25 protein-coding genes and 1 pseudogene are annotated in these 24,416 nt (G+C 69.7%); 12 read left to right on the forward strand and 14 right to left on the reverse strand.

Annotated features, from left to right (window positions below):
• The first annotated feature begins 26 nt into the window (after window positions 1-26).
• The 4 genes from B446_RS12840 to B446_RS12855 are packed head-to-tail and all read left to right on the forward strand — an operon-like array spanning window position 27 to window position 3,158.
• Window positions 27-995: a metal ABC transporter substrate-binding protein gene (locus tag B446_RS12840; protein WP_020939868.1), complete on the forward strand. Its 969-nt coding sequence runs from the start codon at window positions 27-29 to the stop codon at window positions 993-995.
• Window positions 996-1,012: 17 nt separating this feature from the next.
• Window positions 1,013-1,783 (forward strand): metal ABC transporter ATP-binding protein, encoded by a 771-nt coding sequence (locus tag B446_RS12845; RefSeq protein WP_106960683.1) that lies wholly within the window; start codon window positions 1,013-1,015, stop codon window positions 1,781-1,783.
• Window positions 1,783-2,685, forward strand: a complete 903-nt coding sequence (locus B446_RS12850) for a metal ABC transporter permease (RefSeq protein ID WP_020939870.1) — start codon at window positions 1,783-1,785, stop codon at window positions 2,683-2,685. The genes B446_RS12845 and B446_RS12850 overlap by 1 nt, the downstream gene beginning before the upstream one ends.
• A 59-nt stretch (window positions 2,686-2,744) precedes the next feature.
• A complete protein-coding gene (locus B446_RS12855) occupies window positions 2,745-3,158 on the forward strand; it encodes a Fur family transcriptional regulator (protein ID WP_043475479.1) in 414 nt (137 codons plus the stop codon).
• Window positions 3,159-3,212: 54 nt separating this feature from the next.
• Here B446_RS12855 and B446_RS12860 read toward each other — a convergent pair whose 3' ends face one another.
• From B446_RS12860 to B446_RS12870, 3 genes are all read right to left on the reverse strand, one after another.
• Entirely contained in the window at window positions 3,213-4,061 is an 849-nt protein-coding gene (locus B446_RS12860; protein ID WP_020939872.1) for an isoprenyl transferase, read from the reverse strand.
• 29 nt (window positions 4,062-4,090) lie between these two features.
• Complete coding sequence (gene recO, locus B446_RS12865; protein WP_020939873.1) at window positions 4,091-4,837, reverse strand: DNA repair protein RecO; 747 nt, start codon at window positions 4,835-4,837, stop codon at window positions 4,091-4,093.
• Window positions 4,838-4,903: 66 nt separating this feature from the next.
• A complete protein-coding gene (locus B446_RS12870) occupies window positions 4,904-5,128 on the reverse strand; it encodes a hypothetical protein (RefSeq protein ID WP_020939874.1) in 225 nt (74 codons plus the stop codon).
• A 448-nt stretch (window positions 5,129-5,576) separates the two neighbouring features.
• Here B446_RS12870 and B446_RS12875 point away from each other — a divergent pair, with 448 nt between their 5' ends.
• Genes B446_RS12875 through B446_RS12895 form a run of 5 tightly spaced genes read left to right on the forward strand, consistent with a single transcriptional unit; the run spans window position 5,577 to window position 12,207 of the window.
• Window positions 5,577-7,220, forward strand: a complete 1,644-nt coding sequence (locus B446_RS12875; RefSeq protein ID WP_020939875.1) for an ABC transporter substrate-binding protein — start codon at window positions 5,577-5,579, stop codon at window positions 7,218-7,220.
• A 4-nt stretch (window positions 7,221-7,224) separates the two neighbouring features.
• The gene (locus B446_RS12880) at window positions 7,225-8,181 is read left to right on the forward strand and encodes an ABC transporter permease (protein WP_020939876.1); all 957 of its coding nucleotides are present in this window, start codon (window positions 7,225-7,227) and stop codon (window positions 8,179-8,181) included.
• Window positions 8,181-10,280 carry a dipeptide/oligopeptide/nickel ABC transporter permease/ATP-binding protein gene (locus B446_RS12885; RefSeq protein ID WP_020939877.1) on the forward strand — a complete coding sequence of 700 codons (2,100 nt, stop codon included), beginning with the start codon at window positions 8,181-8,183 and terminating at the stop codon, window positions 10,278-10,280. The genes B446_RS12880 and B446_RS12885 overlap by 1 nt, the downstream gene beginning before the upstream one ends.
• Complete coding sequence (locus tag B446_RS12890; protein ID WP_020939878.1) at window positions 10,277-11,281, forward strand: oligopeptide/dipeptide ABC transporter ATP-binding protein; 1,005 nt, start codon at window positions 10,277-10,279, stop codon at window positions 11,279-11,281. The genes B446_RS12885 and B446_RS12890 overlap by 4 nt, the downstream gene beginning before the upstream one ends.
• A complete protein-coding gene (locus B446_RS12895; protein WP_020939879.1) occupies window positions 11,281-12,207 on the forward strand; it encodes a dihydrodipicolinate synthase family protein in 927 nt (308 codons plus the stop codon). The genes B446_RS12890 and B446_RS12895 overlap by 1 nt, the downstream gene beginning before the upstream one ends.
• 33 nt (window positions 12,208-12,240) lie before the next feature.
• Here the strand turns inward: B446_RS12895 and B446_RS12900 are convergent, their stop codons facing one another.
• The 3 genes from B446_RS12900 to B446_RS12910 are packed head-to-tail and all read right to left on the reverse strand — an operon-like array spanning window position 12,241 to window position 13,516.
• On the reverse strand, window positions 12,241-12,453 hold the full coding sequence (locus B446_RS12900; protein WP_020939880.1) for a hypothetical protein: 213 nt from the start codon (window positions 12,451-12,453) through the stop codon (window positions 12,241-12,243).
• Between the two features lie 3 nt (window positions 12,454-12,456).
• Window positions 12,457-12,657 (reverse strand): DUF397 domain-containing protein, encoded by a 201-nt coding sequence (locus B446_RS12905; RefSeq protein ID WP_020939881.1) that lies wholly within the window; start codon window positions 12,655-12,657, stop codon window positions 12,457-12,459.
• 7 nt (window positions 12,658-12,664) lie between these two features.
• The gene (locus B446_RS12910) at window positions 12,665-13,516 is read right to left on the reverse strand and encodes a helix-turn-helix domain-containing protein (RefSeq protein WP_020939882.1); all 852 of its coding nucleotides are present in this window, start codon (window positions 13,514-13,516) and stop codon (window positions 12,665-12,667) included.
• A gap of 201 nt (window positions 13,517-13,717) precedes the next feature.
• Between B446_RS12910 and B446_RS12915 the strand changes: the two genes are divergently transcribed.
• The 3 genes and pseudogenes from B446_RS12915 to B446_RS12925 form a co-directional block, all read left to right on the forward strand.
• The gene (locus B446_RS12915) at window positions 13,718-14,125 is read left to right on the forward strand and encodes an ATP-binding protein (protein ID WP_020939883.1); all 408 of its coding nucleotides are present in this window, start codon (window positions 13,718-13,720) and stop codon (window positions 14,123-14,125) included.
• Window positions 14,125-15,033, forward strand: a complete 909-nt coding sequence (locus B446_RS12920; RefSeq protein WP_020939884.1) for a hypothetical protein — start codon at window positions 14,125-14,127, stop codon at window positions 15,031-15,033. The genes B446_RS12915 and B446_RS12920 overlap by 1 nt, the downstream gene beginning before the upstream one ends.
• Before the next feature lie 199 nt (window positions 15,034-15,232).
• Window positions 15,233-15,490, forward strand: a pseudogene (locus B446_RS12925) (hypothetical protein); the annotation flags it as partial.
• 32 nt (window positions 15,491-15,522) lie between these two features.
• On the opposite strand, the gene B446_RS12930 reads toward B446_RS12925, so the two are convergent.
• The 8 genes from B446_RS12930 to B446_RS41130 all read right to left on the reverse strand — a co-directional run bounded on the left by B446_RS12930 (window position 15,523) and on the right by B446_RS41130 (window position 24,366).
• Window positions 15,523-16,737, reverse strand: a complete 1,215-nt coding sequence (locus B446_RS12930; protein WP_020939886.1) for a DUF1266 domain-containing protein — start codon at window positions 16,735-16,737, stop codon at window positions 15,523-15,525.
• 103 nt (window positions 16,738-16,840) lie between these two features.
• Complete coding sequence (locus tag B446_RS12935; RefSeq protein WP_043475491.1) at window positions 16,841-17,362, reverse strand: hypothetical protein; 522 nt, start codon at window positions 17,360-17,362, stop codon at window positions 16,841-16,843.
• A complete protein-coding gene (locus tag B446_RS12940) occupies window positions 17,359-17,691 on the reverse strand; it encodes a hypothetical protein (RefSeq protein ID WP_020939888.1) in 333 nt (110 codons plus the stop codon). The genes B446_RS12935 and B446_RS12940 overlap by 4 nt, the downstream gene beginning before the upstream one ends.
• Before the next feature lie 51 nt (window positions 17,692-17,742).
• Window positions 17,743-18,162 carry a hypothetical protein gene (locus tag B446_RS12945; RefSeq protein ID WP_020939889.1) on the reverse strand — a complete coding sequence of 140 codons (420 nt, stop codon included), beginning with the start codon at window positions 18,160-18,162 and terminating at the stop codon, window positions 17,743-17,745.
• Window positions 18,163-18,339: 177 nt separating this feature from the next.
• Window positions 18,340-18,822 carry a hypothetical protein gene (locus B446_RS12950; protein ID WP_020939891.1) on the reverse strand — a complete coding sequence of 161 codons (483 nt, stop codon included), beginning with the start codon at window positions 18,820-18,822 and terminating at the stop codon, window positions 18,340-18,342.
• Window positions 18,819-23,462, reverse strand: coding sequence for a putative T7SS-secreted protein (locus B446_RS12955; protein ID WP_020939892.1), 4,644 nt, complete (start codon window positions 23,460-23,462; stop codon window positions 18,819-18,821). Before B446_RS12955 ends, B446_RS12950 begins: the two co-directional genes overlap by 4 nt.
• Window positions 23,462-24,049, reverse strand: coding sequence for a hypothetical protein (locus B446_RS12960; RefSeq protein WP_020939893.1), 588 nt, complete (start codon window positions 24,047-24,049; stop codon window positions 23,462-23,464). The genes B446_RS12955 and B446_RS12960 overlap by 1 nt, the downstream gene beginning before the upstream one ends.
• Window positions 24,046-24,366 (reverse strand): hypothetical protein, encoded by a 321-nt coding sequence (locus B446_RS41130; RefSeq protein ID WP_234967487.1) that lies wholly within the window; start codon window positions 24,364-24,366, stop codon window positions 24,046-24,048. Before B446_RS41130 ends, B446_RS12960 begins: the two co-directional genes overlap by 4 nt.
• Window positions 24,367-24,416 lie beyond the last annotated feature (50 nt).

Raw genomic sequence — 24,416 nt, forward strand, 5'->3', positions numbered from 1 at the left:
TTCCACGTTTGTTGAAAATGACTGTCATGAACGTAAGTCGACGCCTCATACCCCGGTCCGCGCTCGCCGCCGCCCTCGCGCTCGGCCTGGCCGCGCTGTCCGCGTGCTCCACCGACGGCGTCGCGGGGGGCAAACCCGGCAACACGGGCAAGTTCGACGTCGTCGCGTCGTTCTACCCGATGGCCTTCCTCGCCGAGCGGATCGGCGGCGACCACGTCCACGTCACCACGCTCACCACGCCCGGGCAGGAACCGCACGACCTGGAGATCAGCCCCCGCCAGATCGCCCTGCTGGAAGAGTCCGACGCGGTCCTCTACCTGAAGAACCTCCAGCCCTCCGTCGACGACGCGGTGGCCCAGTCCCCGGTCGGCACGAAGATCGACGCCGCCTCGCTGACCACCCTGGAGCAGCACGGCACCGAGGTCGGCGGGCACGCGGCCGCGCACGACACGCACGACGACGGCGAGGCGCCCGGCAAGGACCCGCACATCTGGCTCGACCCGGTGCGCTACGCCCAGGTCGCCGAGGGCGTCGGCAAGGCCTTCGAGAAGGCCGACCCCGGCCACGCGGCCGACTACCGCAAGAACACCGCCACCCTGGTCAGGCGTCTTGACGACCTGAACACCCGCTTCAAGGACGGCCTCGGGCACACCCGGACCAAGGTCTTCATCACCACGCACGCCGCCTTCGGCTACCTCGCCGAGCGCTACGGCCTCACCGAGGAGGCCATCAACGGCCTCGACCCCGAGTCGGAGCCCAGCGCCGCCCGCGTGCGGGAGCTGGCGGAGGTGGCCAAGAGCGACGGCGTCTCCACCGTCTTCTACGAGACGCTCGTCAGCGACCGGACGGCGAAGACCGTCGCCGGCGACTCGGGCCTGCGGACCGACGTCCTGGACCCGATCGAGGGGATCACGGCGAAGTCCCGCGGCAAGGACTACTTCGCGGTCCAGGAAGCGAACCTCAAGGCGCTCCAGCGGGCCCTGGGCGCCAAGTGACCGGCACGGAGGACGAGATCATGGGCGAACCCGTCATAGCGATGCGCAAGGTGACCGCGGAGCTCGGCTCGCGGCCCGTGCTGCGCGGCATCGACCTGACCGTGCGCGCCGGCGAGGTCGTCGCGCTGCTCGGCGCCAACGGCTCCGGAAAGTCGACGGCCGTGCGCACCCTCATCGGCCAGGTGCCCGCCGGCTCCGGCACGGTCGAGCTGTTCGGCACCCCGCGCCGGAGCTTCCGTGACTGGGCCCGCGTGGGGTACGTGCCCCAGCGCACCAGCGCCGCCGGCGGCGTACCCGCCACGGTGGCCGAGATCGTCGCCTCGGGCCGCCTGGCCCGCACCCGCTTCCGCTTCTTCCGCGGTGCCGACCGCGAGGCCGTGCACCGGGCGCTGGACCTGGTCGGCATGGCGGACCGCGCCAAGGACCCGGTCACCGCGCTCTCCGGCGGCCAGCACCAGCGGGTGCTGATCGCCCGCGCCCTGGTCTCCGAGCCCGAACTGCTGATCATGGACGAGCCGATGGCCGGCGTCGACCTCGCCAGCCAGGAGGTGCTGGCGGCCACCCTGCGGGAGCAGGTCGCCCAGGGCACCACCGTCCTGGTCGTCCTGCACGAACTGGGCCCGCTGGAGCCGCTGATCGACCGGGCGGTCGTCCTGCGCGACGGCTGCGTGCTGCACGACGGCCCGCCCCCGCGCGCGGTCGGACAGCACGCCCTGCCCGGCCACGACCATGTGCACCCGCACGCACCCGCGGGCGCCGAACCGAGCCGCACGGGACTGCTGAGCTGATGGAACTCCTGAACTACGCCTTCATGCAGCGGGCGCTGCTCGCCGCCGTCCTGGTCGGCATCACCGCGCCCGCCATCGGCATCTACCTGGTCCAGCGCCGCCAGCCGCTGATGGGCGACGGCATCGGGCACGTGGCGATGACCGGCGTCGGCCTCGGCTTCCTGCTGCACGCCTCGCCGGTGTGGATGGCCACCGCCGTCTCCGTCCTCGGCTCGGTCCTGATGGAGCTGATCCGCTGGTACGGCAGGACGCGCGGCGACATCGCCCTGGCCATGCTCTTCTACGGCGGCATGGCCGGCGGCGTGATGTTCGTGAACATCGCACCGGGCGGCTCCACCGCCAACCTGACGTCGTACCTGTTCGGCTCGCTGTCGACGGTCGCGCCCTCCGACGTGACCGCGATCATGGTGCTCGCCGCGTTCGTGGTCGTCGTCACCCTGGGCCTGCGCCGCCAGCTGTTCGCGGTCAGCCAGGACGAGGAGTTCGCGCGGGTCACCGGGCTGCCGGTGCGCGCCCTGAACCTGCTCACCGCGGTCACCGCGGCCGTCACGGTCACGGTCGCCATGCGGGTGGTCGGCCTGATCCTGGTCTCCGCGCTCATGGTCGTGCCGGTCGCCGCCGCGCAGCAGCTCACCCGGAGCTTCGCCGCCACCTTCGCGATCGCCGTCGCCCTCGGCGTCACGGTGTCGATCGGCGGCACGGTGACCTCGTTCTACCAGGACGTGCCGCCGGGCGCGACGATCGTCCTGCTGACCATCGGCGCGTTCGGCGTGCTCAGCGCCCTGGCCACGCCCCTGGCCCGGCGACGCGCCCGCGCGGCCGCCGCGGCCCGGCCCGCGGGCGACCCCGCCGAGTGCTCGATTCCGGCCACGCGGGAGGCCGGCGACGGGGTCGGCGTCTGACCGCCGGCAGGCCGGGCTGGCACAATGGCCCCGGCAGGCGCAGACGTGAGGAGACGACGGTGACGACCGCTGGACCGCCCGTGAGGGGCCGCTCCACCCGGCAGCGTGCGGCCGTGGCGGCGGCGCTCGACGAGGTCGACGAGTTCCGCAGCGCGCAGGAGCTGCACGACATGCTCAGGCACAAGGGCGACTCCGTCGGGCTGACCACGGTCTACCGCACCCTGCAGTCCCTCGCCGACGCCGGCGAGGTCGACGTCCTGCGCACCTCCGAGGGCGAGTCCGTCTACCGCCGCTGCTCCACCGGCGAGCACCACCACCACCTCGTCTGCCGCTCCTGCGGCAAGGCGGTCGAGGTGGAGGGCCCCGCGGTGGAGAAGTGGGCCGAGGCGATCGCGGCGGAGCACGGCTTCGTCAACGTGGCGCACACGGTGGAGATCTTCGGCACCTGCGCGGAGTGCGCGGCCGGACGCTGACCGCGCCCCCGCGCGACCGGCGCCCGAGGGAGTCACGAAGGGCCTACGAACGGTCTACGAGGGGTCGTTGCCCCTCATCGCGGCCTCCATGGCGATGAGCTCCTCGTTCGGGACCGCACCGCCGAAGCGCCGGTCGCGGGAGGCGAACTCGACGCAGGCCCGCCACAGGTCGCGGCGGTCGAAGTCCGGCCACAGCACGTCCTGGAAGACCATCTCGGCGTAGGCGCTCTGCCAGAGCAGGTAGTTGGAGGTGCGCTGCTCGCCGCTGGGGCGCAGGAACAGGTCGACGTCCGGCATGTCCGGGTAGTACATGTACTTCTGGAGCGTCTTCTCGTTGACCTTGGACGGGTCGAGGCGGCCCGCCTTCACGTCCTGCGCGAGCGCCTGCGCGGCGTCGGCGATCTCCGCCCGGCCGCCGTAGTTCATGCAGAAGTACAGGGTGAGCAGGTCGTTGTCCTTGGTCTGCTCCTGGGCGACCTGGAGCTCCTTGGCGACCGACTTCCACAGCTTGGGCATCCGGCCGACCCAGCGCACCCGGATCCCCAGCGCGTCGAGCTGGTCGCGGGTCTTGCGGATGAAGTCGCGGTTGAAGTTCATCAGGAAGCGGACCTCGTCGGGCGAGCGCTTCCAGTTCTCGGTGGAGAAGGCGTACAGCGAGATGTTGCGGACGCCGGCCTCGATGGAGCCCTGCAGCACGTCGAGGACGCGCTCGGCGCCGACCTTGTGGCCCTCGGTGCGGGGCAGCCCGCGCTCCTTGGCCCAGCGGCCGTTGCCGTCCATGACGATCGCCACGTGGTTCGGGACCAGCTCGCCCGGGAGCTTCGGCGCCCGGGCGCCGGACGGGTGCGGCTCCGGCGCCCTGTACTCGCGGCGCTGGCGCCCCAGGATCCCGCGTACGACCATGAGCTTCTCGTCTCCCTCTGCTTGCGGTGCTACTTCTCGACGTACCTGAGCGAGCGCAGCCCGCGCTCCAGGTGCCAGTGCAGGTAGGCGGACACCAGCCCGCTGCCCTCCCGGACGTGGCGCGCCTCCGACGCGTCCGCTGTCTCCCAGTCTCCCGTAAGCAGGGCGCCGAGCAGTACCAGGGTCTGCGGGGAGGGTACGACACAGCCGGGCACCCGGCAGTCGACGCAGAGCGAGCCGCCGGAGGCCACGGAGAAGAACCGGTTCGGTCCCGGCATGCCGCACTTCGCGCAGTCGCCGAAGCTGGGCGCGTAGCCGTTGACGGCGAGCGAGCGCAGCAGGAAGGCGTCCAGGACGAGGTGGGGGGCGTGCTCGCCGCGGGCGAGGGTGCGCAGGGCGCCGACGAGCAGCAGGTACTGCTGGACGGCGGGTTCGCCCTCGTGGTCGGTGAACCGCTCGGCGGTCTCCAGCATGGCGGTGCCGGCCGTGTACCGGGCGTAGTCGGTCACGATCCCGCCGCCGTACGGCGCGATGGTCTCGCTCTGGGTGCACAGCGGCAGCCCGCGCCCGACCAGTTCACTGCCGCGCGCGAAGAACTGCACGTCGACGTGGGAGAACGGTTCGAGTCTGGCCCCGAACTTCGACTTGGTGCGCCGCACGCCCCGGGCCACCGCGCGTACCCGCCCGTGACCGCGGGTGAGCATCGTGATGATCCGGTCCGCCTCGCCCAGCTTCTGGGTGCGCAGCACGATGCCGTCGTCGCGGAACAGACTCATGGGCCCATTCTCCCGTACGGATCCCGCGTCCGGGGCCGGGGTGGCGCATGCGGTCCCCGCTCCGTGTCAGGGGAGCTCGCCCGGGCCGTGCGCGCCGTCGTGCCCGGTGACCGCTCTGAGGCGCTCGTCGGGGGTGGCGCTGCGAACGGTGCCGGGGTCGCAGTCCCACTCCTTGCCCCCGCCGTACGGTCGTAACTGTACGTAAGGCCCCTCGTGCCCCATGACGACGCCGACCCGGCCCGTGCTGGTGTCGACGGCGTAGGTGCCGAGCGGTGGCTGGACGGGCTTCATCGGGGCGCCGCCCCGGGGCCGGCGGCGACGGCCGCCCGTACCGGCGAGATCCGCGGTTCGCTCAAGGTGTCCTCCGCCTCTTCGGCGGCCGGCGCCGGGTGTCGCGCCGAACCGGTGGTTCCCCTTTCCTCTCCGATCCCCTCCGTTTTCACTCTTCGTGTCCCCTCGATGGCTCTGCGCCCCTACACTCGGGACCCCGTGTGCCCCGGCGCGCACGCCCCTCCGGCCCGTCGCCCCGCGCCCGTCCGGGCCGCCGGGCGGCTGGGCCATTCGTGTGTGCTCCCTTGACCGTCCCCAGCGACGCTCCTATGGTCACGCTGACCGGCCGGACGTAGAACGTCCTATGTCCGCTCTCGTGCGTCTGCTCCGCACCTCTCGCACCCGGCTCCGCACCTCTCGCACCCCATCCATCGCCCTCTCTTCCCTCCCCGACCTCGCTGGAGGAACCGTGCGCGACGACGTGACCGACGACGGGCCGGCCGGACCGGCAGCGCGCCGCCGGTCGTTCCTGAAGTACACGGGGGCGGTCGGCGCGGCGGCCGCCCTCCCGCCGGTCCTCGCGGGTTGCTCCGCGGGCCCGCAGTCCACGAACGACACCGGGGACGGGGGCAGCGGCAAGGACCGCACCCTGACCGCGGTGATCGGCTACGGCAACGACGGGAGCTGGGACCCGACGCAGACCGCGTCCGCCTTCGCCATGGCCGCCAACAACCACGTCTACGAGGGGCTCCTGGACACCGACCCCATCTCCCGGACGCCGTACCCGGCGCTCGCCACCGGGCTGCCGAAGGACCCGAACGCCACGACCTGGCGGTTCGCGCTGCGCCCCGGCGCGACCTTCCACGACGGGAAGCCGGTCACCGCCGACGACGTCGTCTTCGTCTTCGACCGGATCCTCGACCCGGGCACCCAGACCCTCGCCAAGGGCTTCTTCGTGAGCTGGCTGAAGGAAGTCGGGAAGGTCGACGCCCGGACCGTCGAGCTGCGCCTGAGGTTCCCGTTCCCGGACGGGCTCGCCCGGCTCACCCTGGCCAAGATCATGCCCCGGCACGTGTTCTCCCGGCCCGGCGCCTGGGACGACGCGATCAAGGGGCTGGCGGTGGGCTCGGGACCGTACCGGCAGACCGCGCACCACCCGAAGTCGAACACCACCTTCGAGGCGTTCGCCGCCTACAACGGCCCGCGCCGGCCCGCCTTCAGGCGGATGAACTGGCTGACCATCGTCGACGCGGCCCCGCGGGTGGCGAAGATCTCCGGGACCGGTGCGGGCGCGCAGATCGCCGACAACATCCCGTACGCCAACGTCGCGCGCCTGGAACAGGGCGGCCTGAAGGTCGGCGGCGGAGCCGGGATGAACAACCTGTTCCTGATGTTCAACACCCGCCACAAACCCTTCGACGACGTACGCGTCCGGCAGGCGCTGCACCACGCCATCGACACCGAGAAGATGGTGCGGGTCGCCCTGAAGGGCCACGGGAAGCCGGCGACCTCGTTCCTGGACGAGCAGAACCCCGGCTACCGGCGGGCCAGGACCGTCTACGACCACGACCCGGAGAAGGCCAGGGCGCTGCTGAAGGCCGCCGGGGTCGAGGGCCTGAAGGTCGAGATCCTCGCCGTGAACGTGAGCTGGGTCGTGGACTGCCTGCCGACCGTCAAGTCGTCCTGGGACGCGATCGGCGTGGAGACCACCCTGGCGCCGCAGGAGACCACGGCCGTGTTCACCAAGATGGACCAGAAGCAGGACTACCAGGTGGTCGCGGCCGCCTCCAACCCCAACCAGTTCGGCCTCGACGCCGACCTGATCATGCACTACAACTACGGGCCCGGGAACCTCTGGATGCGGTACACCCGCTGGGCCGACCACCCCGTCGCCAAGGCGCTGTTCCGGGACATGGACCGGGCGACCCGGGAGCCGGACCCGGCGCGGAAGAAGTCGATGATCCAGGACTACATCGACGTCGTCGCCGAACAGGCCGTCCTCTACCCGGTCGTGCACAACGAGCTGATGACCGCCTGGGACCCGCGCGCGCTCAGCGGGATAAGGCCCCAGCCCTACCCGGGCCTCAACCTCCTCCAGGCTCGGTGGGCCTGACGGCATGACGGCGGTCGTACGGATACTGCTCCGCCGCGTCGCCCTGCTGGTGCCGCTGCTGCTCGGGATCGTGCTGTTCGTGTTCCTGGTGATGCGCTTCTCGGACGTCGACCCGGCGTCCGCGTTCTTCCAGGGCGCCAGCCCCACCCCGGGGCAGCTGCACGAGTTCCGGGAGCGCAACGGCCTGCTGGACCCGCTGCCGGTGCGCTACGTCCACTTCGTCGGCGACCTGCTCCACGGCGACCTCGGCACCAGCGCGCTCACCCGGGCCCCGGTCGCCGACCAGATCACCACCGCGCTGCCGCTCACCCTCCAGCTGACCTTCCTCGGCCTCGGCATCGCGGTGGTGCTGGCCCTGGCGGGCGGGGTGACGGCGGCCGTCCACCGGGACCGGCTGCCGGACCAGCTCGTGCGGGTCGTCTCCCTCGTCGGCGTGGCGGCACCCGGGTTCTGGCTGGCGCTGCTGATGATCCAGTACCTGGCGGTGGACCGCGGCTGGTTCCCGACCGGCGGCTACGTCAACCCGGCCGACTCCCTCACCGGCTGGCTGCGCACCATGGCACTGCCCGCGTTCGCGCTCTCCCTGCCGGTGGCCGCCCAGCTCACCCGGATCGTGCGCACCTCGGTCGTGGAGGAGCTGGACCGGGACTACGTCCGCACGGCGATCGGCAGCGGGCTGCCGCCCCGGGTGGTCGTCGGCCGCAACGTGCTGCGCAACGCCCTCGTCAACCCGCTGACGGTGCTCGGGCTGCGGGTCGGCTACCTGCTCGGCGGCGCGGTCGTCATCGAGACGATCTTCTCGCTGCCCGGCATGGGAAAGCTGATGATCGACGCCGTGCAGAACGGCGACCCGGCCGTGGTCCAGGGGGTCGTGCTGACCACGGCCACCGGGTTCGTCGTCGTCAACCTCGTCATCGACATCCTCCACCTGCTCGTCAACCCACGTCTGAGGGCGGCCTGATGGTCACGCGCGCGAGCCTCGCCGGGCGGCTCTCCCGGCCCGGAGTCCGCCTGCGGGGGTGGCGCCGGCTGCCGCCGCTCCCCCGGGTCGCCGTCTGCTTCCTGGCGCTGCTCGTCGTGGTCGCCGTACTCGCGCCCGTGCTGGCCCCGGACGACCCGCTCGACCAGCAGGACCCGGCCGGCGGCACCGGACACCCGTCCGCCGCCCACTGGATGGGCCAGGACAGCCTCGGCCGGGACGTTCTCAGCCGGCTGATGTACGGCGCCCGCTGGTCGCTGGCGATCGGGCTGGGCGCGACCACGCTCGCGCTGGTCGCCGGGGCGCTGCTCGGGGCGCTCGCGGCGACCTCCCGCAAGGCCGTGGACGAGACGCTGATGCGCTGCCTGGACGTGGTGATGGCGTTCCCGGGCATCGCCCTGGCCGCCGTGCTCGTCGCCGTCTTCGGCGGCGGGATCGGCGTGCTGATCTGCGCGATCGCCTTCCTGTTCACCCCGCCGGTGGCCCGGGTGGTGCGGGCCAACGTGCTCGACCAGTACGGCGAGGACTACGTCACCGCGGAACGGGTGATCGGCGCCCGCACGCCGCACATCGTGCTGCGGCACGTGGCCGTCAACTGCGCGGCACCGGTGCTGGTGTTCTGCACGGTCCAGGTCGCCGAGGCGATCGTCTTCGAGGCGTCGCTGTCCTTCATCGGAGCCGGCGTGCGCCCGCCCGACCCGTCGTGGGGCAGTGTCATCGCCGACGGCAAGAACATGGTGCTGACCGGCGGCTGGTGGGCGACCGTCTTCCCCGGGGCGCTGATCCTGCTCACCGTCCTTTCCCTGAACGTCCTCTCCGAGGGCGTCTCGGACGCGTGGGCGGCACCGGCCGCCCGGGAGGTGGAGGCGCGAGGGGACCTGGCGCGGGGGGACCTGGCGCGGGGGGACCTGGCGCGGGGGGACTTGGCGGGAGGCGACCCGACGCAAGGGGACCTGGCGCGAGGGGACCGCCTGGAGCGAGGGGACCTGGCGCGAGGGGACCGCCTGGAGACGCCGGAGCCCGGCACCGGTGAGGTGCTCCCGCTGCCGGGCCTCGCCGAGGCCGCCCGGCGGCTGCGCTCCCGGGCCCGCCCCCGGCCCGCGCCCGACGGCCCGCCGGTGCTCGCGGTGGAGAACCTCACCATCCGTTTCCCCGGCCGGCACCGCGACGTGGACGTGGTGGCCGGGGTCGGCTTCGAGGTGCACGCCGGCGAGGTGCTGGGTCTGGTGGGCGAGTCGGGCTGCGGCAAGTCGCTGACCGCGCTCACGGTCATGGGGCTCCAGCCGCGGACGGCCCGGGTCGGCGGCCAGGTGCGCTTCCGGCAGCGTGACCTGCTCGCCGAGCCGATGCGGGTACGGCGCCGGCTGCTCGGCCACGAGATGGCGATGGTGTACCAGGACGCGCTGTCCTCGCTGAACCCGGCCATGACCGTACGCGCCCAGCTCGGCCAGCTCGTACGGCGCGGCGGCCGGCGCGGCCCGCGCGAACTGCTGTCGCTGGTCGGACTCGACCCCGAACGCACCCTGCGCAGCTACCCGCACGAACTCTCCGGCGGCCAGCGCCAGCGCGTCCTGATCGCCATGGCGCTCTCCCGCGACCCCCGGCTGATCGTCGCCGACGAGCCGACCACCGCCCTGGACGTGACCGTGCAGGCCCAGGTCATGGAGCTGCTGCTGCGGCTGCGCGAGGAGCTGGGGTTCGCGCTCGTCCTCGTCTCGCACGACCTGGCGCTGGTCGCCGACGTCACCGACCGGGTGGCGGTCATGTACGGCGGGCAGATCGTGGAGACCGGCGTGACCGCGGACCTGGTGGCCGCACCGGCCCACCACTACACCCGCGGTCTGCTCGGCAGCGTGCTCTCGCTGGAGTCGGCCGAGGAGCGCCTGACGCAGATCAGGGGTGTCGTACCGGCCCCGGCGGACTTCCCGGCGGGCTGCCGCTTCGCCGGCCGCTGCCCGCTGGCCACCGAGGTCTGCCACACCACCGCACCCGTCCTCACGGGCACCCCCACGCACACGGCAGCCTGCCACCACCCCGCGGTGGAACTGACGTCGGCACAGAGCGAGGAGGCACTGCAGTGAGCGCTGTCGTCGAGGTCAGGGACGCCCATGTCGTCCACAAGGCGCACGGCGGCGGCCTGTTCACGCGCGACCGGGTGTACGCCCTGACCGGCGCGGATCTCGCCGTCGCGCCCGGTGAGACGGTCGGCGTGGTCGGTGAGTCGGGGTGCGGCAAGTCGACCCTGGCGAAGGTGCTGGTGGGCGTCCAGCGGCCGACCTCGGGGACGGTGTCCTTCCAGGGCCGCGACCTGTGGTCGATGCCGCCGGCCGAGCGCCGCGCGGTGGTCGGCGCGGGCACCGGCATGGTCTTCCAGGACCCGTCGACGGCACTGAACCGCCGGCTGACGGTACGGCGGATCCTGCGCGACCCGCTGGACGTGCACGGCCGCGGGACCAAGGCCGAACGGGACACTCGCGTGGCGGAGTTGCTGACCCTGGTGGGTCTGCCCCGGCCCCTCGCCGACGCGCTGCCCGGTCAGCTCTCCGGCGGCCAGCGGCAGCGGGTCGCCATCGCCCGGGCCCTGGCCCTGGACCCCGGCCTGGTGGTCGCGGACGAGCCGACCAGCGCCCTGGACGTCTCGGTCCGCGCGCAGATCCTCAATCTGCTCCTGGACCTGAAGGAACGCCTCGGCCTGGCCCTGGTGTTCGTCTCGCACGACATCCAGACGGTACGGCGGATGAGCGACCGGGTGATCACCATGTACCTCGGCCGGATCGTCGAGGAGACCCCGGCCGACCGCGTCACCGGCCGGGCCCGGCACCCGTACACCCGGGCCCTGTTCTCCGCCACGCCCGGACTGCTGGAGCCCGTCGACCCGATCCCGCTGACCGGCCCGGTGCCCTCGGCGACCCGCCCGCCGAGCGGCTGCCCGTTCCGCACCCGCTGCTGGAAGGCCGACGAGGTGTGCGCGGCCGCGATGCCGGATTTCTCGGCCGCGTCACGCCCGGGACACCGCTACCGCTGCCACCATCCTGTGGAGGAGGACCAGTCGACCCATGACCTAGCCCGCCAGGAGCGCTGATGACTCTTCCCGCCCCCTTGACCGGTGTCGTCCCGCCCGTCTGCACGCCCCTCACACCGGACCGCGAGGTGGACGTGCCGTCGCTGCTCGCGCTGGTCGACCACCTGGTGGCGGGCGGGGTGCACGGCCTGTTCGTGCTGGGCTCGAGCTCGGAGGCGGCCTTCCTGACCGACCGGCAGCGCAGGCAGGTGGTGGAGGCGGTGGCGGCCCATGTCGCCGGTCAGCTGCCCGTCATCGCCGGCGCCATCGACATGACGACCCCGCGCGTCCTCGACCACGTCTCGGCGGTCACCGCGGCCGGCGCCCGGGCCGTCGTCGTCACGGCCCCCTTCTACGCCCGCACCCACCCCTCCGAGATCGTCCACCACTACCGCCGGATCGCGGCCGCGAGCCCGGTCCCGGTGATCGCCTACGACATCCCGTCGGCCGTGCACACCAAGCTCCCCACCGAGGTGGTGCTCGGCCTGGCCGCCGACGGCGTGCTGGCGGGCCTGAAGGACTCCAGCGGCGACCTGGCCGCCTTCCGCGAGATCGTCACCGGCGCCCGCGCCCACCCCGGCTTCAGCGTCCTGACCGGCTCCGAGCTGCTGGTCGACTCAGCGCTGGCCCTGGGCGCCGACGGCGCGGTCCCCGGCCTCGCCAACGTCGACCCGCACGGCTACGTCCGCCTCTACCGCCTCTGCCGGTCCGGCGACTGGGAGGCCGCCCGCGCCGAACAGGAGCGGCTGTGCGCCCTGTTCGGCCTCGTCGGGGTCGGCGACCCGGAACGCATGGGCACCAGCTCGTCCGCCCTGGGCGCCTTCAAGGCGGCGCTGCACCTGCGGGGCGTCATCGCCTGCGCGGCGACGGCGGAGCCGCAGGTGCCGTTGTCGGGGGACGAGGTGGCGAGGGTGGGGAAGTTCTTGGCGGGGGCGGGGTTGCTCTAGTGCTCCAGCGGTTGGCAGTGAGCCCGGATTCACTCACAGCGCGATAGGGCGATAAGCGAGAGCTTGCTCGACTACCTCGTCCGCTGTGAGCGGAGGGTCGGAGTAGTAGATCAGGTCCGACACCCGCGGATGGAGCACGCTCGCCCTGAGGCTGTCCAGAAGACGGTCCTCCGCCTCTTCCGGGAGGTTCGCGTCAATGAGCTGCTGAACGATGCGAACGAGGTCTTCGCGTGACTTCTTCTGCACGATTCACCGCCCCTCGGACCGCTGCCCCTTCAGGGCTTCCAGGAAGGGGGCGAAGGCTCGCGGCGGAAAGGAGAGCATCCCTCTGGCGGGGGCCTTCGAGTCGCGGACTGCTATCCGCAGATGGCGGGCGGCTATCTCCACGCAGGCGTTGCCGTCGCCGCCGCCGGAGTAGGACGACTTGCGCCACTGATCAGGGTTGGCCATGAGCGCCTCACAGCTCCTTTGACAGCCTATGGATGAGGTCACGCGATCGCTCAGGGTCAAGCGACACCGCCTGCAGTCTACGGAAGTGCGTTCGGAACACACTCAGTTGTGCTGCGGAGTCGACGAAGACCGTGCCATGAGGTCCATCGCGCACGACGGTGTCGAGTCTCGGCACGGCACCACCCGCATACACCATGGCGGCACCGACGTCGCTGAAGTGCTCCAGCTCGAAGGGGATCACGCGCACAGAGATGTGGTCTGCCTCGGAGAGCTCCAGGACGCGCGTGAGCTGAGCACGTGAGGCGGCCCGGCTGCCGACCATGATGCGCAGCGCCGCTTCGTGGACCAAGGCGTCGTACGGGATCGGCCGCTCCCTTTCGAGGATGGTCCGCCGTCGCATCCGGTGTCGAACCCGCAGCTCCAAGTCCTCCTCGGGCAGTTCGGGAACCCTGGACGAGAAGAGCGCCCGTGCGTAGTCCTCCGTCTGGAGAAGCCCCGGGATGTACAGGAATTCCACGTCCCAGCGGTACGTGGCATGGTGCTCCAGCTCCGACAAGTCCAGGAACGACGTCGGGAGGAGCCCTCGATACTCCTCCCACCAGCCTTGCGTCCGGGCAACCGCCATTGCGGCCAGGGCGTCCACCAGCTCCGTGTCCGTACAGGCGTACTGGGCCGCGATTCGCCGCATACGCACCTTGCTGACACCGGCGAGGCCGGCCTCGATCTGGCTGACCTGCGCGGAGTCGGTCCCCAGCAGCGCGGCTGCCTCGCGCCCCTTGAGCCCCGCGGCCTCACGAAGTTTCCGCAGCTCGGCGCCGAGGCGCTGTTGACGTGCGCTCGCCTGCTGCCTGCGCGGCATGGCCCCTCCTGAGGTTGCCAACTGCACGGAAGGAGTGACTCGTTCAGGGGGAGATTACGACAACGGCTTGCACGGGACCAAATTTGGCCCCTACGTTCGGTGACGTACAGCGCACTCAGCGGAAGCGCACCGCTCCCCCTGCCCAGGCGGGCGCGGCAATGCCACCGCACCGAAATCTCGCCCTCTGAACGGAGTTGCCGCATGTCGGAGACATGGGACTACACCCTCTACATCCCCAACGATCTGAGAGCCGTGACGGTGTGCCGTCGCACCCTGCGCATGGTCCTGACGCTGCACGGCCTGATCCGGCTCGTCGACACGGCGGAGCTCCTGGCGACGGAGCTGATCTCGAACGCGGTGCGGCACACGAAAGGGCCGGCCGCGCTCAGGGTCCGCCGGACGCCACAGGGGTTGGTGTGGATCGGGGCCTGGGACACGGACCCCGGCCCGCCACAGCCGCCCCAGCCGCTGGACCAGATCTCCGAAATGGCGGAGGACGGGCGGGGCCTGGCCCTGATCCGGGCCTGCGCGGACTACTGGGGCTGGCAGCCGTCGGGCCGGTTCGGGGACCGCGGCAAGTACGTGTGGTGCGAACTGGAGGCGGTGTGATGGTCGGCTCACCCCACGAAGCACTGCACCGGATCTTCCAGAAGGACCCGGCGCTGCTGACCCGAGCGTTACAGCGGGTGCTGCACGTGCCGTTCCCCGAACCGAGGGAGATCGCGGCGATGAACGTGGACCTCACGGAGATCGAACCGGTCGAGCGCCGCGTGGACACGCTGCTGCGGGCGGAGACGGACGAGGGCACGTACCTGCTGGTCGTGGAGTCCCAGGGCAAGGCGGACGACCGAAAGCGCGGCAGCTGGCCCTACTACCTCTCCTACCTGTACGAGAAGTACCGCTGCGAGCCGGTCCTGATCGTCATCACCCAGAGCAGCGCCACGGCCCGCTGGGCGTCCCGCCCCATCCGGCTCGGCTTCCCGGGCTGGCACTCGCTGACGGTACGGCCCCTCGTGCTCGGCCCGGACAACGTCCCGGTGATCACGGACGAGCGCCAGGCCGAACGGGACGTACCTCTTGCGGTGCTCTCGGCGATGACACACGGACGCGGCCCGCAGGCTCCGGCCATACTGGAGTCCCTGGCCTCCGCCCTGCGGACCATCGACCCCGACAACGCCGCCGTCTTCGTGCAGTTCATCGACTCATGCCTGACCGACCCCCAGGCGAAGCAGATGTGGAGGGACCTGATGACAGCGATCCAGTACTTCTGGCGCCACCCGCTGGCAGAGCAGGTGCGGGAGGAGGGGCGTGAGCAGGGCTTGGAGGAGGGACTGGAGCAGGGCCGGGTCGAGACCAAGGCCGAGATGGTCCTTCGCATCCTGCAGTGGCGCGGAGTTCAGGTGCCGGACGGGATCCGCGAACGGGTAGCGGCGTGCACGGACCTGAACCAGCTGGAGATCTGGGCCCAACGGGCCGTGCACGCCACGGACGCGGCTGAGCTGTTCGCCGGGGAGTAAGACCGAGGGCCGGATCGGTAGTCAACAGAACGGTCGGGGCATCGCGCCGGAATGCACGAGCGCGATGCCGTCGACGCAGAGCGGAACCGCATACAGCATCACGACTCGCCGTTCGCGACAGCAGTGATGGTGACGCCCTTAGCCCGCTCGAGTGTAAGTTCCGGGATACCTGGCTCAGTTCATGATTCACGAGGGACCGATGACAGCGATCCAGTACTTCTGGCGCCACCCGCTGGCCGAGCAGGTGCGAGAAGAGGGACGAGAGCAGGGCCGGGAAGAGGGACGCGTCCAGGATCGCCGGGAAATGGTCCTCCGCATCCTGGAATGGCGCGGCGTTCAACTGGCCGATGCGATCCGCGAGCAAGTGGAGTCGTGCACCGACCTGGACCAGCTGGAGACGTGGGCCCAACGGGCGGTGCACGCCACGGACGCCGCGGAGCTGTTCGCCGAGGAGTGAGGGCAGGGCGGGTTCACCCCCTGGCGAGACGGTCACCGAAAGGGAAGGTTGAGCCAGGGGCTGCCCGGGTCGGACATCAGGATCCGGTGGGCGTCGACCATGTCCTGGTACCAGTCACCGAACTCCTCCTCGTCGAAGTGCAGGCAGCGTCCGAGGACGTAGCCGGCGGAGAAGTCCTGCCACGACCTGTAGGAGTGGGAGGCCACTCGGCCCGCCTGTACGACGGCGTACTCAGCCTCCTCCAGCGTGCCGAACCTGGCCCCGAGCCCCCATCGGGCCATCTTCGAGGCCCGCCCGAGGTCCCACGCGTCGACGGACGAGACGTACGCCCCCTCGCCGAGCACGCCGTCGGCACGCATGCGAGCTTCATAGCGAGTGATACGCCCGATGAGCCGCTGGACTCCCTCGATCTGCGCCTCGATCTCGGACTCGGGACGAGGTTCCGTCCTGGTGACGCCCTCCTGGGTGACCACGACCGAACCCTCGGACTTCGCACGGAGGACATTGGCTGCGGCCTGCCGCCAGTACCCCGGGTCGACGTGACCGCCGAAGTCCCGGGCGATGGTGCGGCGCAGCCCGAGGACGAAGTCCCACACCGAGCTGTGCTGCTCACAGGCGAGGAGGTCGCGGAGGTAGTGCTGCCATTCCTCGCGGGTGGTGATGCCCCACCACTCGCGAAGCCGCCTCCGCTCGTTTATGTATCCCGTCCCGTGCCAGCCCATGGCGTTCCACACCGACCCGTTGCTGACGCACAGGAGTGCTCCGCAGGCGAGGCCATGGGCGACAGATCCCTGAAGCGGGCCACCCACCCGGAGAGTGAGCAGCCTGTGGCGGCCGCCGAGGGGGCGACCGGGCCGATGATGCTGAGCCCACGCCCCGGAATGGGGTGGGGCCGCCGGGAGGAACGCCTCACAGGGGCTGCCCGGATTGACCACGATCCACGCGGGACGCCCCGGCTTCCACGCATCGGCGAGCCACCCGAGGCTGTTGATGTTGAACACCCGATGCGGTTCGGGCGCGGGCAGCATGCCCACGGTGTACACCGCCCAGACAGGACCGCCGACACGCGGATCGTGCCCGAAGACCGAGTACGTCGTACTGGGGTCGGCGTCCGCCCTGTCCCGCAGTATCTCGTGATACAGCCGTTCCCGTGCCAGCCTGTCGAAGTATCCGGCCCAGTCCTCACGCAGCTTGAAGTCGAGCAACGCCTGCTCGATCTCGGTGGGCGGGACCCAGGCAGGCGGCACGACGTTTCCGTAGGCGGCAGGCGGAGTGCCGGGTGGCATGAGCGAAATCCCCTATCGATAGGTAGTTGCAATACGCGAACGGCGATGATGACTTGGAGAACTGTCAGGAACTGGGATCCACATTCCACGTCTCAGGTAGATCACTGCCGCAGAAGACGCAGAAGAAGTCGTCCTCACGCACGATGTTGTGCTGCTGGCAGCCGGGACAGCGCCGGAACACCACCTCGTGAGTGAAGCCGGGCGGACGACTGAGACCTGCGCGATCGAGAGCCTCAGCTACCGCCGCCCAGGAGCCGACGTCGGGGCAGTACCCGGTGGACTGATTACTGACGTCACCCACGCCCCAGCGACCTGCCTCGCAGGTGAAGCTGATCTCACCGGCGCCCAGGACCGCCTCTCCGCCGGCACAGGCCACGTGCTCGCTGCGCCGCGGCGCCAGATGCAGCACGCAGTCCAAGTCGACGACGAAGGTGAACGGTTCGCCCAGTTCGGTCGCCGACCGCTCAACCCAGCTTGCGAACTCTTCCGCCGAGCTGATCCGGCAGCCGCCGCGGTCCGGCCGTACGACGGCCTTGAGCTCGGGCGGCCCCACGTAGCGATAACTTTCTGAGACCATTGCAGTCATTCTTCCAACTGGGCCACTCGCGATTTGAGATCTTCCGCGAAGTCGTCCCAGTCAGGCCCGAACGAGAGGAGATCGGCTGCCGCGTCGCGCAGCAACTCGGGGTCGTCCGGACGTTGCAAGCAGGCAAGTCGGTACGCGAGATTCCGTGCCCAGACTGGCATCGCCATCCAGTCCTCGGCCAGCGCGTCACGCAACGCGGAAAGAATGTCATCAGGTTCGGCGAATGTGACCGTCTCGATGAAGTTGCGGACGTGGTCCGGGATCTCTGGGGCACCTTCAGCGTAGGTCGATTCGATCAAATGGCGTGTCGATCGCGTGAGTTCAGACATGGTCCTCGTGGATTCACAACTTGAGCGAGCCTGCAGCGTCTTCCTGCCGCCTCAGATGGAGTAGGGGTGAACCTCGATCCAAGGTGTCGTGAACTCGATGGAGTCGCCGAGCCGTGGCTTGCCGGCATGGCCAGGCAGCAGGAAGGCCCCGGAACCCGCCACCTCGACAAGGAGCATGTCGGCGCCGACCCGGACGGCCAATACGGAGTCTTCATCAGCGGCCTCCACAGAACCCCTGATCCGGACAGGTGCCCCTGGAGCGCCTGACGCAACCAGGGCAGGGCCGTCAGCGACGGCCCAAGAAGTGATCTCGTCCGGAATATCGACTTCCACATCCGCGAAATCACCCACCTCCGGCATCTCGAGCCCACGCCACCGAGCCCATGCCCGCCCACATGCGCCGCTGAAAGCGACCGCAGGCGCTGCCCCGGTCGTCGTGCTCGGCGACAGGTCCAGAATCTGGATGCGCATTACGCCGGTCCCACCCTCCACCCCTGGGGCTGCTGGAGGAGTTCACGAGCAAGACCGTCGAGGATCCGGACACGACGCACTCCGACGCACTCATCAATGACCACAACGTCATCCATGCTCGGATACCAGACGTCGCCGATCCGCTCAATTATGGGCTTCCACCGAAGGCACGGCATGTCAACCAAGCGCGATGCTCCACACATCACCATGGCCGGGCCACTCATCGCGCTCGGTGTCGTCATTCACCACGAAGACCGAAACTTTGACATCCGGGTTCCGGTACTCCATGTAATCCCCCTGCTGCGTACATTGCAAGGATGAATCAGGCGCGGAGGACAGGAACTGCTCCTTCAGTTCGAGCCACGGAGTGTATCCCTCAAAAGCCACGCCCGACTCGCTCAACACATCGCGTATCAGGTCGGCATTTTCTGACAAGCGATGCAGTTCGAGGGTGGCGCCCACCAAAACCCACTGCTCTCGCTTCGTCAACGAAATCTCGATCCAGCCGTAGTCCCTGCGTGCGTCGACTCCGCTGTCGCCGAGTTCCTCGATGTACTCCCCCCTCAGCGCTTGGTCCACTTCAGACACTGACGAGTCGATTCCGACACCGAAGATGCGACCAGTAGCCAGCAGGGTCGCACAAAGCTTCAACCCCGTCACGGCGCCCCCTCCAGCTTGTCGATAATCTTTGTCATTTCATCGGCTCGACTCACTTTGTTTCCCCAGTTATGCTCGAGCATGTGCTCGCGCGCCGATTTGGCCTTCTCCAGCAGATCGGCGCGAATCTTCGGGTCATTAGTCACGGCGTCGACTGCTTTTCGGACACTACTGTCCGATGCCATGCCAGTCTTCAACCGTATTGGCTTTCCCGCGAAGTTTCCATCCTTGTCCACGTAAATGCTGACCTCATCCGGCCCTACATGTACGTGGGCTCCCTTTGTCGCCCAGTCGGATGCGACGGGGGACACCCTGATCCTACAGGGCTTGAGGCCGAGAGGATCTGATATTACCTGTGGATTATCCACGTAGCTAGCCGGATTCGGCGCGGGTTCGAGACCGAGCGGATCGGGACTGCAATACCGCCCTGAATGCGGGTCATATTGCCGGAAGTAGTTGTAGTGAAGGCCCGATTCAGAGTCGTGGTACTGCCCTGGAAAGCGAAGAGGTGTGAAGGCCGTGCTGTCGACAGTCCACGTCATGTCGCCCCAGAGAGTCGATCTCGTACGCCACGCGACGTCGCCGTCCGCGTCGAGGAGTTCAGTCGGGCTGCCGACCAGGTCGCTGGCGATGGCGAAAAAGCGGGAATCTATCTCACGCTGTGGGACGTCCTTCGACGTTATGCGCTCGACCTGGGTGAGAGGCCTCATACCCTCATGGTTCCAAGTGAGCGTGACGGGATTGGGTATGCCCTCGGCCTGAGTGGTCTGCTCGCAGAGGGTGGTGACGTCCCAGGTGAAATCGACCTGTTCCAGTACGGTCTCGCCGTCAGCAGCGAGCCGCTGCTTGTCGATGCGGCGCGCCAGCGGGTCGTAGTGGTAGCGCCACAGAGTGCCGTCCGGGGTGACGACCGAAGTGAGTCGGTCTTCGGCGTCCCAGGTGTAGCGCCAGGTATCAGGCTTGCGGGAGAGGCGGGTTTTCTGGCGCAGAGTGACACGACCTGCGGCGTCGTGTTCGTAGCGGATCGCACCGGCACGGGTGATACGCGTGCCCTCGTACGTGCGCGATCCCCGTGCCTCCGTGCCAGGGTGTCCGTCGGGCCAGTCGGCGTGAGCTTGGTTGCCGGCGGCGTCGTAGACATAGGACTCCGCCCAGTTGGCCGCACGCACCGTGGTGACGCGACCGGTGGGATCGAGGTCGTAGTGACGTTTGCCGCCGAGGTGGTCGTCGATGCGGGTGACGTAGCCGTCGGCACGGTAGCTGTACGCGCGGTGCTGGACGAGCTGGTCGGCAGCACCCTTGACCGTCTGAGCGGTGAGCCTGCCGACGGCATCGTAGGCATTGGTGAAGGTCACGTCGCCCAGGCGGCGGGAGGTTTCGCGGCTGAGCGCGTCGTGGGTGAACGAGAGCGTGTGCCCGTGCGTGGTGAGGGCGGTCGGATTGCCCATCACGTCGTACGTCCACGTGCTCTCCGTACCGGCGGGTGTCGTGCGGCCCGTGCGACGCCCCAGCTCGTCATACCTGTGCGTGAGCGTACGACCGTTGACCGCTTCCGAGACGACACGGCCGTGCCGGTCGCGCAGCAGCAACACGGTCGCGTCAGGGTTCGCGGCCTGAGCCAGTTGGTCGGTGAAGTCGTACTCGTACGTCGTCACCTTGCCATCGGCGTCCTTTCGGACCACCTGACCGAGTTCGTTGCGGTCGAAGGCGATGGTCTGGCCCAGGGGGTTGGTTCGAGTGGCCAGGCGGCCTGCGGCGTCGTAGGTGTAGAGCTGGACGCGATCGTCGAAGTCGACCTCACGGATCACGCGGCCTGCCCCGTCGTATTCGTACGTCCAGGTCAGACCTTGAGGGTTGGTGACCTGGGTCAGGCGCAGGGTGGGGTCATGGTCGAACTCATAGCGGACGCCGTCGGGGCCGGTACGGGCGGTCAGCAGATCGAAGTGGCTGTATTCGAAGCGGGTGACGCCGCCGATCTGGTCGGTGTGGGTGGTGCAGTTGCCCTCGCCGTCGTAAGTCCAGCGTTCCTCTGTGCCATCGGCGTCGATGCGTCGGACCAGCTTGCCCTCGACGGACCATTCCAAGCGAGTGACGGCACCCAAGGGGTCCGTGACGGCGGTCGCGCGCCCGAAGGCGTCGTACCGATAGCTGGTGACGGCACCCAGTGCATCGGTGATCGCTATGGGCTGACCAGCCGGGTTGCAGCGGACTTGGGTGGTGTTGCCCCATGCATCGGTGATGGTGGTCAGGTGACCGGCACCGTCGTAGCCGTAGTTCGTTGTATGTCCCGAGGTATCGGTAGTGGAAGTGCGGTTGCCCCGGTCGTCATACCCGTGCCGGACCACGCTTCCGTCTGTACCGACGATCTTCGCGGGCAAGCCGAGGTCGTTGTAGGTGGCCACTGCCCGTCGCCCGTCGGGGCGGACGATCTCGGTCAGGTTGCCGGCATCGTCGTAGGTGAAGGCGGTAGTGAGGCCGAGGGGGTCTGTTCGGGACAGTAGGCGGTTGTAGCGGTCACGGACGTACTGCGTGGTGGCGCCCAATGGGTCGGTCTCGGAAACCACCTGGGAGCGTTCGTTGATCCGGAAGTGAGTCTGATGGCCATGGGAGTCGGTCAAGGTAGTGACGTACGTGCCCGTGGCCGGATCCGGGTCGCCGTAGGCGAATCGGCTGTGCACATGGCCCGCTTCGCCCCACTGCTCGATGCAGCGGTCGCGCTCGTCGTACACGTAGGTGAAACGACTGTCGTTGGTGTCGATCCAGGCGGTGATGCGTCCGAGTTCGTCGTTCTCGAAGCGCAGAGGCGCCCCTGACGAGTTGATGACTTCGGCCAGATGGCCATCCGAGTAGCCGTAACGCAGTACGGTCTCTCCCCCGCCCTGGTCGCCCCGCGCTAGGTACAGGCCGGTGATACGACCGTCCTGCGCGGTCAGGTTCACCCGATAGCCACAGCTGTGGGTGACGGAGAGAGGGGTGCCTTCTGTGTCGTGGTCGAAGGTGATCCAGTTGCCGTTTCGGTCGTCGACCTGCCGAAGCAGTGCAAGGGACTCGGTCTGGTCCTCGAAGTGCCAGACCCGGCCCGTCTCGGGTGCCGTCACGGTGTAGCCGTCGGTGACTCGGTCGAGCGGCCAGCGAGGGCCTCGCTCCGGCATGACAGGCAACCCGGGTGCCGGGTGAGGATACGTCAGCAGCATCCCTTCCTCGGCGACGAACACCACACCTTGCGCGTCGATCTCCAGACGCTGATCCAGCGTGCTCGACCACTTCGGGCCAAACCAGCGCCCTGACCTGTACGACGAATTGAAGTACCGCCCGATGACCAGGGGCAGGTCGGCAGGAAGGGTCAGGTCCGTCTGCGGAAGAACCATGTGTCCGGATGCGATATCCACCGGGTCCTCGCGGCACTCCTTCCCCGCGTGCTCCTGCGCACTGGACTCGGGATTGTCGTCCGCGTTGTTCCTGGCGGCGCTCCCTTCGGAGTTCGCTGCCGCTCCCCGCTCCCCCGCAGCCCCCTCCTCAGCCCCCTTCACGCCGCTCTCCGCGGCGCGGGCCCCGTCCACGGCCGCGCCCTCTGCCCCGGCCTCCGGGATGAGGAACTGGGGAAGGAGTTCGCCGCCGACCCCACCCGGGTCCTGGAGGAAGGAGTTCCACAGGTGGTCGGCGGTCTGGGTGGGGTGGGTGACCATGTGGACCGCGCCGCCCAGGAGTTCCACCTTCGCCTGGAGCGCCTCGTAGGGGTGCGTGATCGCGTACGGGTCGAGCGGGTTGGCGTTGCGGGCCAGGTTGTTCAGGTCGCCGAGGCCGCGCACGAAGCCGCCGAAGAAGCGCATGTCCTCGGTCTTGGCGGCGTCCCAGGCGTCGGCGCCGTCGAGCTTGAGCTGGTTCAGGGCCGAGGGCTCGCTGGGGGCGTGCTGGAGTGCCGCTTCGACCCGTGCGGCCGCCTCCGAGGCGAGCTGCGTGCGCTGGCGTCTGGCCGCGGAAAGGATCGCCTCGGCCGCTTGCTTGGCTCCGTCGCCCGGGTCCTGTTCCGAGGGCCTGGGCCCCGGGTCCCTGTCGCCCGCCTCCACCGCGTCGTTGTACGTCTTCACCTGCTGCTGGTGCGTCTTCGAGGCGGCCTTGCCCTCGCGGTACTTCGCCACCGCCTCCCGGGCCTGGCCCTGGGCCCATTCCACCGTGTGGGCGAAGTCGTCCAGGGCCGTGGCGGCGTCGCCGCACGCCTCGGCGGCCTGGCGCCACTTGGTCTGGTGGGTGGCGAACTTCTCGCGGAAGGTGTCGGCCGCCTCGCCCCGGAAGTCGGACGAGTCCAGCTTCTGCATGCCGGAGGCGACGGCGCCGAAGGACTGCGCGAAGGTCCGCAGGTGCCCCGCGGTCTCGCGCAGCTTCCCGGGGTCGCCGTGGATCAGCTCCTTCGGGTCCTCGGTCTCGTCGAGCTGCTGTTCGTCCACGTGCGCGCCCAGCTTGGACGCGGTGGAGTCGCCCCAGTCGTCGACCTTGTCGGCCGCGCCGTGCGCGCCGGCCCAGTCGAGCGCGTCGCCCACGCCGTGCGCGCCCTCGTCGATGACGTGGCCCGTCGTCCGCTTGACGTGGTCGTAGCCGGACTTGAGCGACCCGACAGCGTGGTTGAACTTGCTGGTGAAGGACATCAGTTGTTCTCCCCCGAGCCCCTCACGTCCTGAACGAGCGACGGTGTCACCGGGATCGGGCTGCCCGGCACTCCCTCGCTCGTCTCGACGTCCGTGAGCATGCCCTTGCCGGTCTGCTTCACGGAGTTCACCAGGTTCTCGCGGTCCTTCTCGCCGTACCCCGTGGTCGCCGCCGCGTGGCTGATCTGGTCCACGCTCTCCTTCTCCACCTGGTCGTTGGACGCGAAGGGGTCTCCGACCATGGAGTTGTACGCGACCTTCAGCGAGCCCTTCACGTACTCGTCCGTCTGGTGGAAGGTGCCGGCCGCGAGCCCCATCCCCTCCGCCAGCGCGTTGCCCTCCTGCATCAGGTCGCGCACCCCCCACTGCCAGCGCTCGCAGAAGGTGTGCAGCATCGCGCCGAGGTGGTCGTCGCCGACGGCCATGCCGTCCATCTCCAGGCTGGTGAATCCGCGTCCCGCGCCCGCCCAGCCCTTCATCCCGCCGAGCGAGTCCATCTCGCCCAGCGCCTTGTTGATGCCCTCGGCCATCAGCTTCAGCCCCTGCACCCGCAGGTCGGGCTGTCCGCCCCCGCTCGGCGTGGTCATCGCCGTTCCTCCCCCGTTCCGCCGTCCGCGTCAGCGTCCGTGTCCGTGGCCGTGGCCGGGCCGTTCAGGGCGTACGCGTCCGGCACTATCCCTACGACCGGTGGCAGCACCAGTCCCCGCTCGCCGTCCCCCGCGTCCACCAGCACCCCGCACGGCAGCCCGGCCCCGCCCTCGGCTCCTGGCTCCGCGGCCACCGCCGGTACGCCCGCGTCCAGGACCGCGGCGCCCCACACCGCCCGGTACCGCCAGGTCCGGTCGGCCTCCCCGCGCGCTCGCGCGAAGCGTGCCAGCGCGGCCTCGTCGGTGAACGCGAGCAACCACCGGGCACCTTGGAGTTCCACGGTCAGAGCCGCGCCGTTCTCCCCGT

This window comes from Streptomyces collinus Tu 365, from assembly GCF_000444875.1.
Taxonomy (GTDB): Bacteria; Actinomycetota; Actinomycetes; order Streptomycetales; family Streptomycetaceae; genus Streptomyces; species Streptomyces collinus_A.

Bases quoted from the DNA above. Each gene is read 5' to 3' on its own strand.
- B446_RS12880 (WP_020939876.1), top strand. From the start codon at position 7,225: ATGACGGCGGTCGTACGGATACTGCTCCGCCGCGTCGCCCTGCTGGTG.
- B446_RS12955 (WP_020939892.1), bottom strand. From the start codon at position 23,462: ATGTCCTTCACCAGCAAGTTCAACCACGCTGTCGGGTCGCTCAAGTCC.
- B446_RS12915 (WP_020939883.1), top strand. From the start codon at position 13,718: ATGTCGGAGACATGGGACTACACCCTCTACATCCCCAACGATCTGAGA.
- B446_RS12850 (WP_020939870.1), top strand. From the start codon at position 1,783: ATGGAACTCCTGAACTACGCCTTCATGCAGCGGGCGCTGCTCGCCGCC.
- B446_RS12870 (WP_020939874.1), bottom strand. From the start codon at position 5,128: ATGAAGCCCGTCCAGCCACCGCTCGGCACCTACGCCGTCGACACCAGC.
- B446_RS12940 (WP_020939888.1), bottom strand. From the start codon at position 17,691: ATGTCTGAACTCACGCGATCGACACGCCATTTGATCGAATCGACCTAC.
- B446_RS12920 (WP_020939884.1), top strand. From the start codon at position 14,125: ATGGTCGGCTCACCCCACGAAGCACTGCACCGGATCTTCCAGAAGGAC.
- recO (WP_020939873.1), bottom strand. From the start codon at position 4,837: ATGAGTCTGTTCCGCGACGACGGCATCGTGCTGCGCACCCAGAAGCTG.
- B446_RS12905 (WP_020939881.1), bottom strand. From the start codon at position 12,657: ATGGCCAACCCTGATCAGTGGCGCAAGTCGTCCTACTCCGGCGGCGGC.
- B446_RS12860 (WP_020939872.1), bottom strand. From the start codon at position 4,061: ATGGTCGTACGCGGGATCCTGGGGCGCCAGCGCCGCGAGTACAGGGCG.
- B446_RS12885 (WP_020939877.1), top strand. From the start codon at position 8,181: ATGGTCACGCGCGCGAGCCTCGCCGGGCGGCTCTCCCGGCCCGGAGTC.
- B446_RS12960 (WP_020939893.1), bottom strand. From the start codon at position 24,049: ATGACCACGCCGAGCGGGGGCGGACAGCCCGACCTGCGGGTGCAGGGG.
- B446_RS12935 (WP_043475491.1), bottom strand. From the start codon at position 17,362: ATGACTGCAATGGTCTCAGAAAGTTATCGCTACGTGGGGCCGCCCGAG.
- B446_RS12895 (WP_020939879.1), top strand. From the start codon at position 11,281: ATGACTCTTCCCGCCCCCTTGACCGGTGTCGTCCCGCCCGTCTGCACG.
- B446_RS12910 (WP_020939882.1), bottom strand. From the start codon at position 13,516: ATGCCGCGCAGGCAGCAGGCGAGCGCACGTCAACAGCGCCTCGGCGCC.
- B446_RS12840 (WP_020939868.1), top strand. From the start codon at position 27: ATGAACGTAAGTCGACGCCTCATACCCCGGTCCGCGCTCGCCGCCGCC.
- B446_RS12945 (WP_020939889.1), bottom strand. From the start codon at position 18,162: ATGCGCATCCAGATTCTGGACCTGTCGCCGAGCACGACGACCGGGGCA.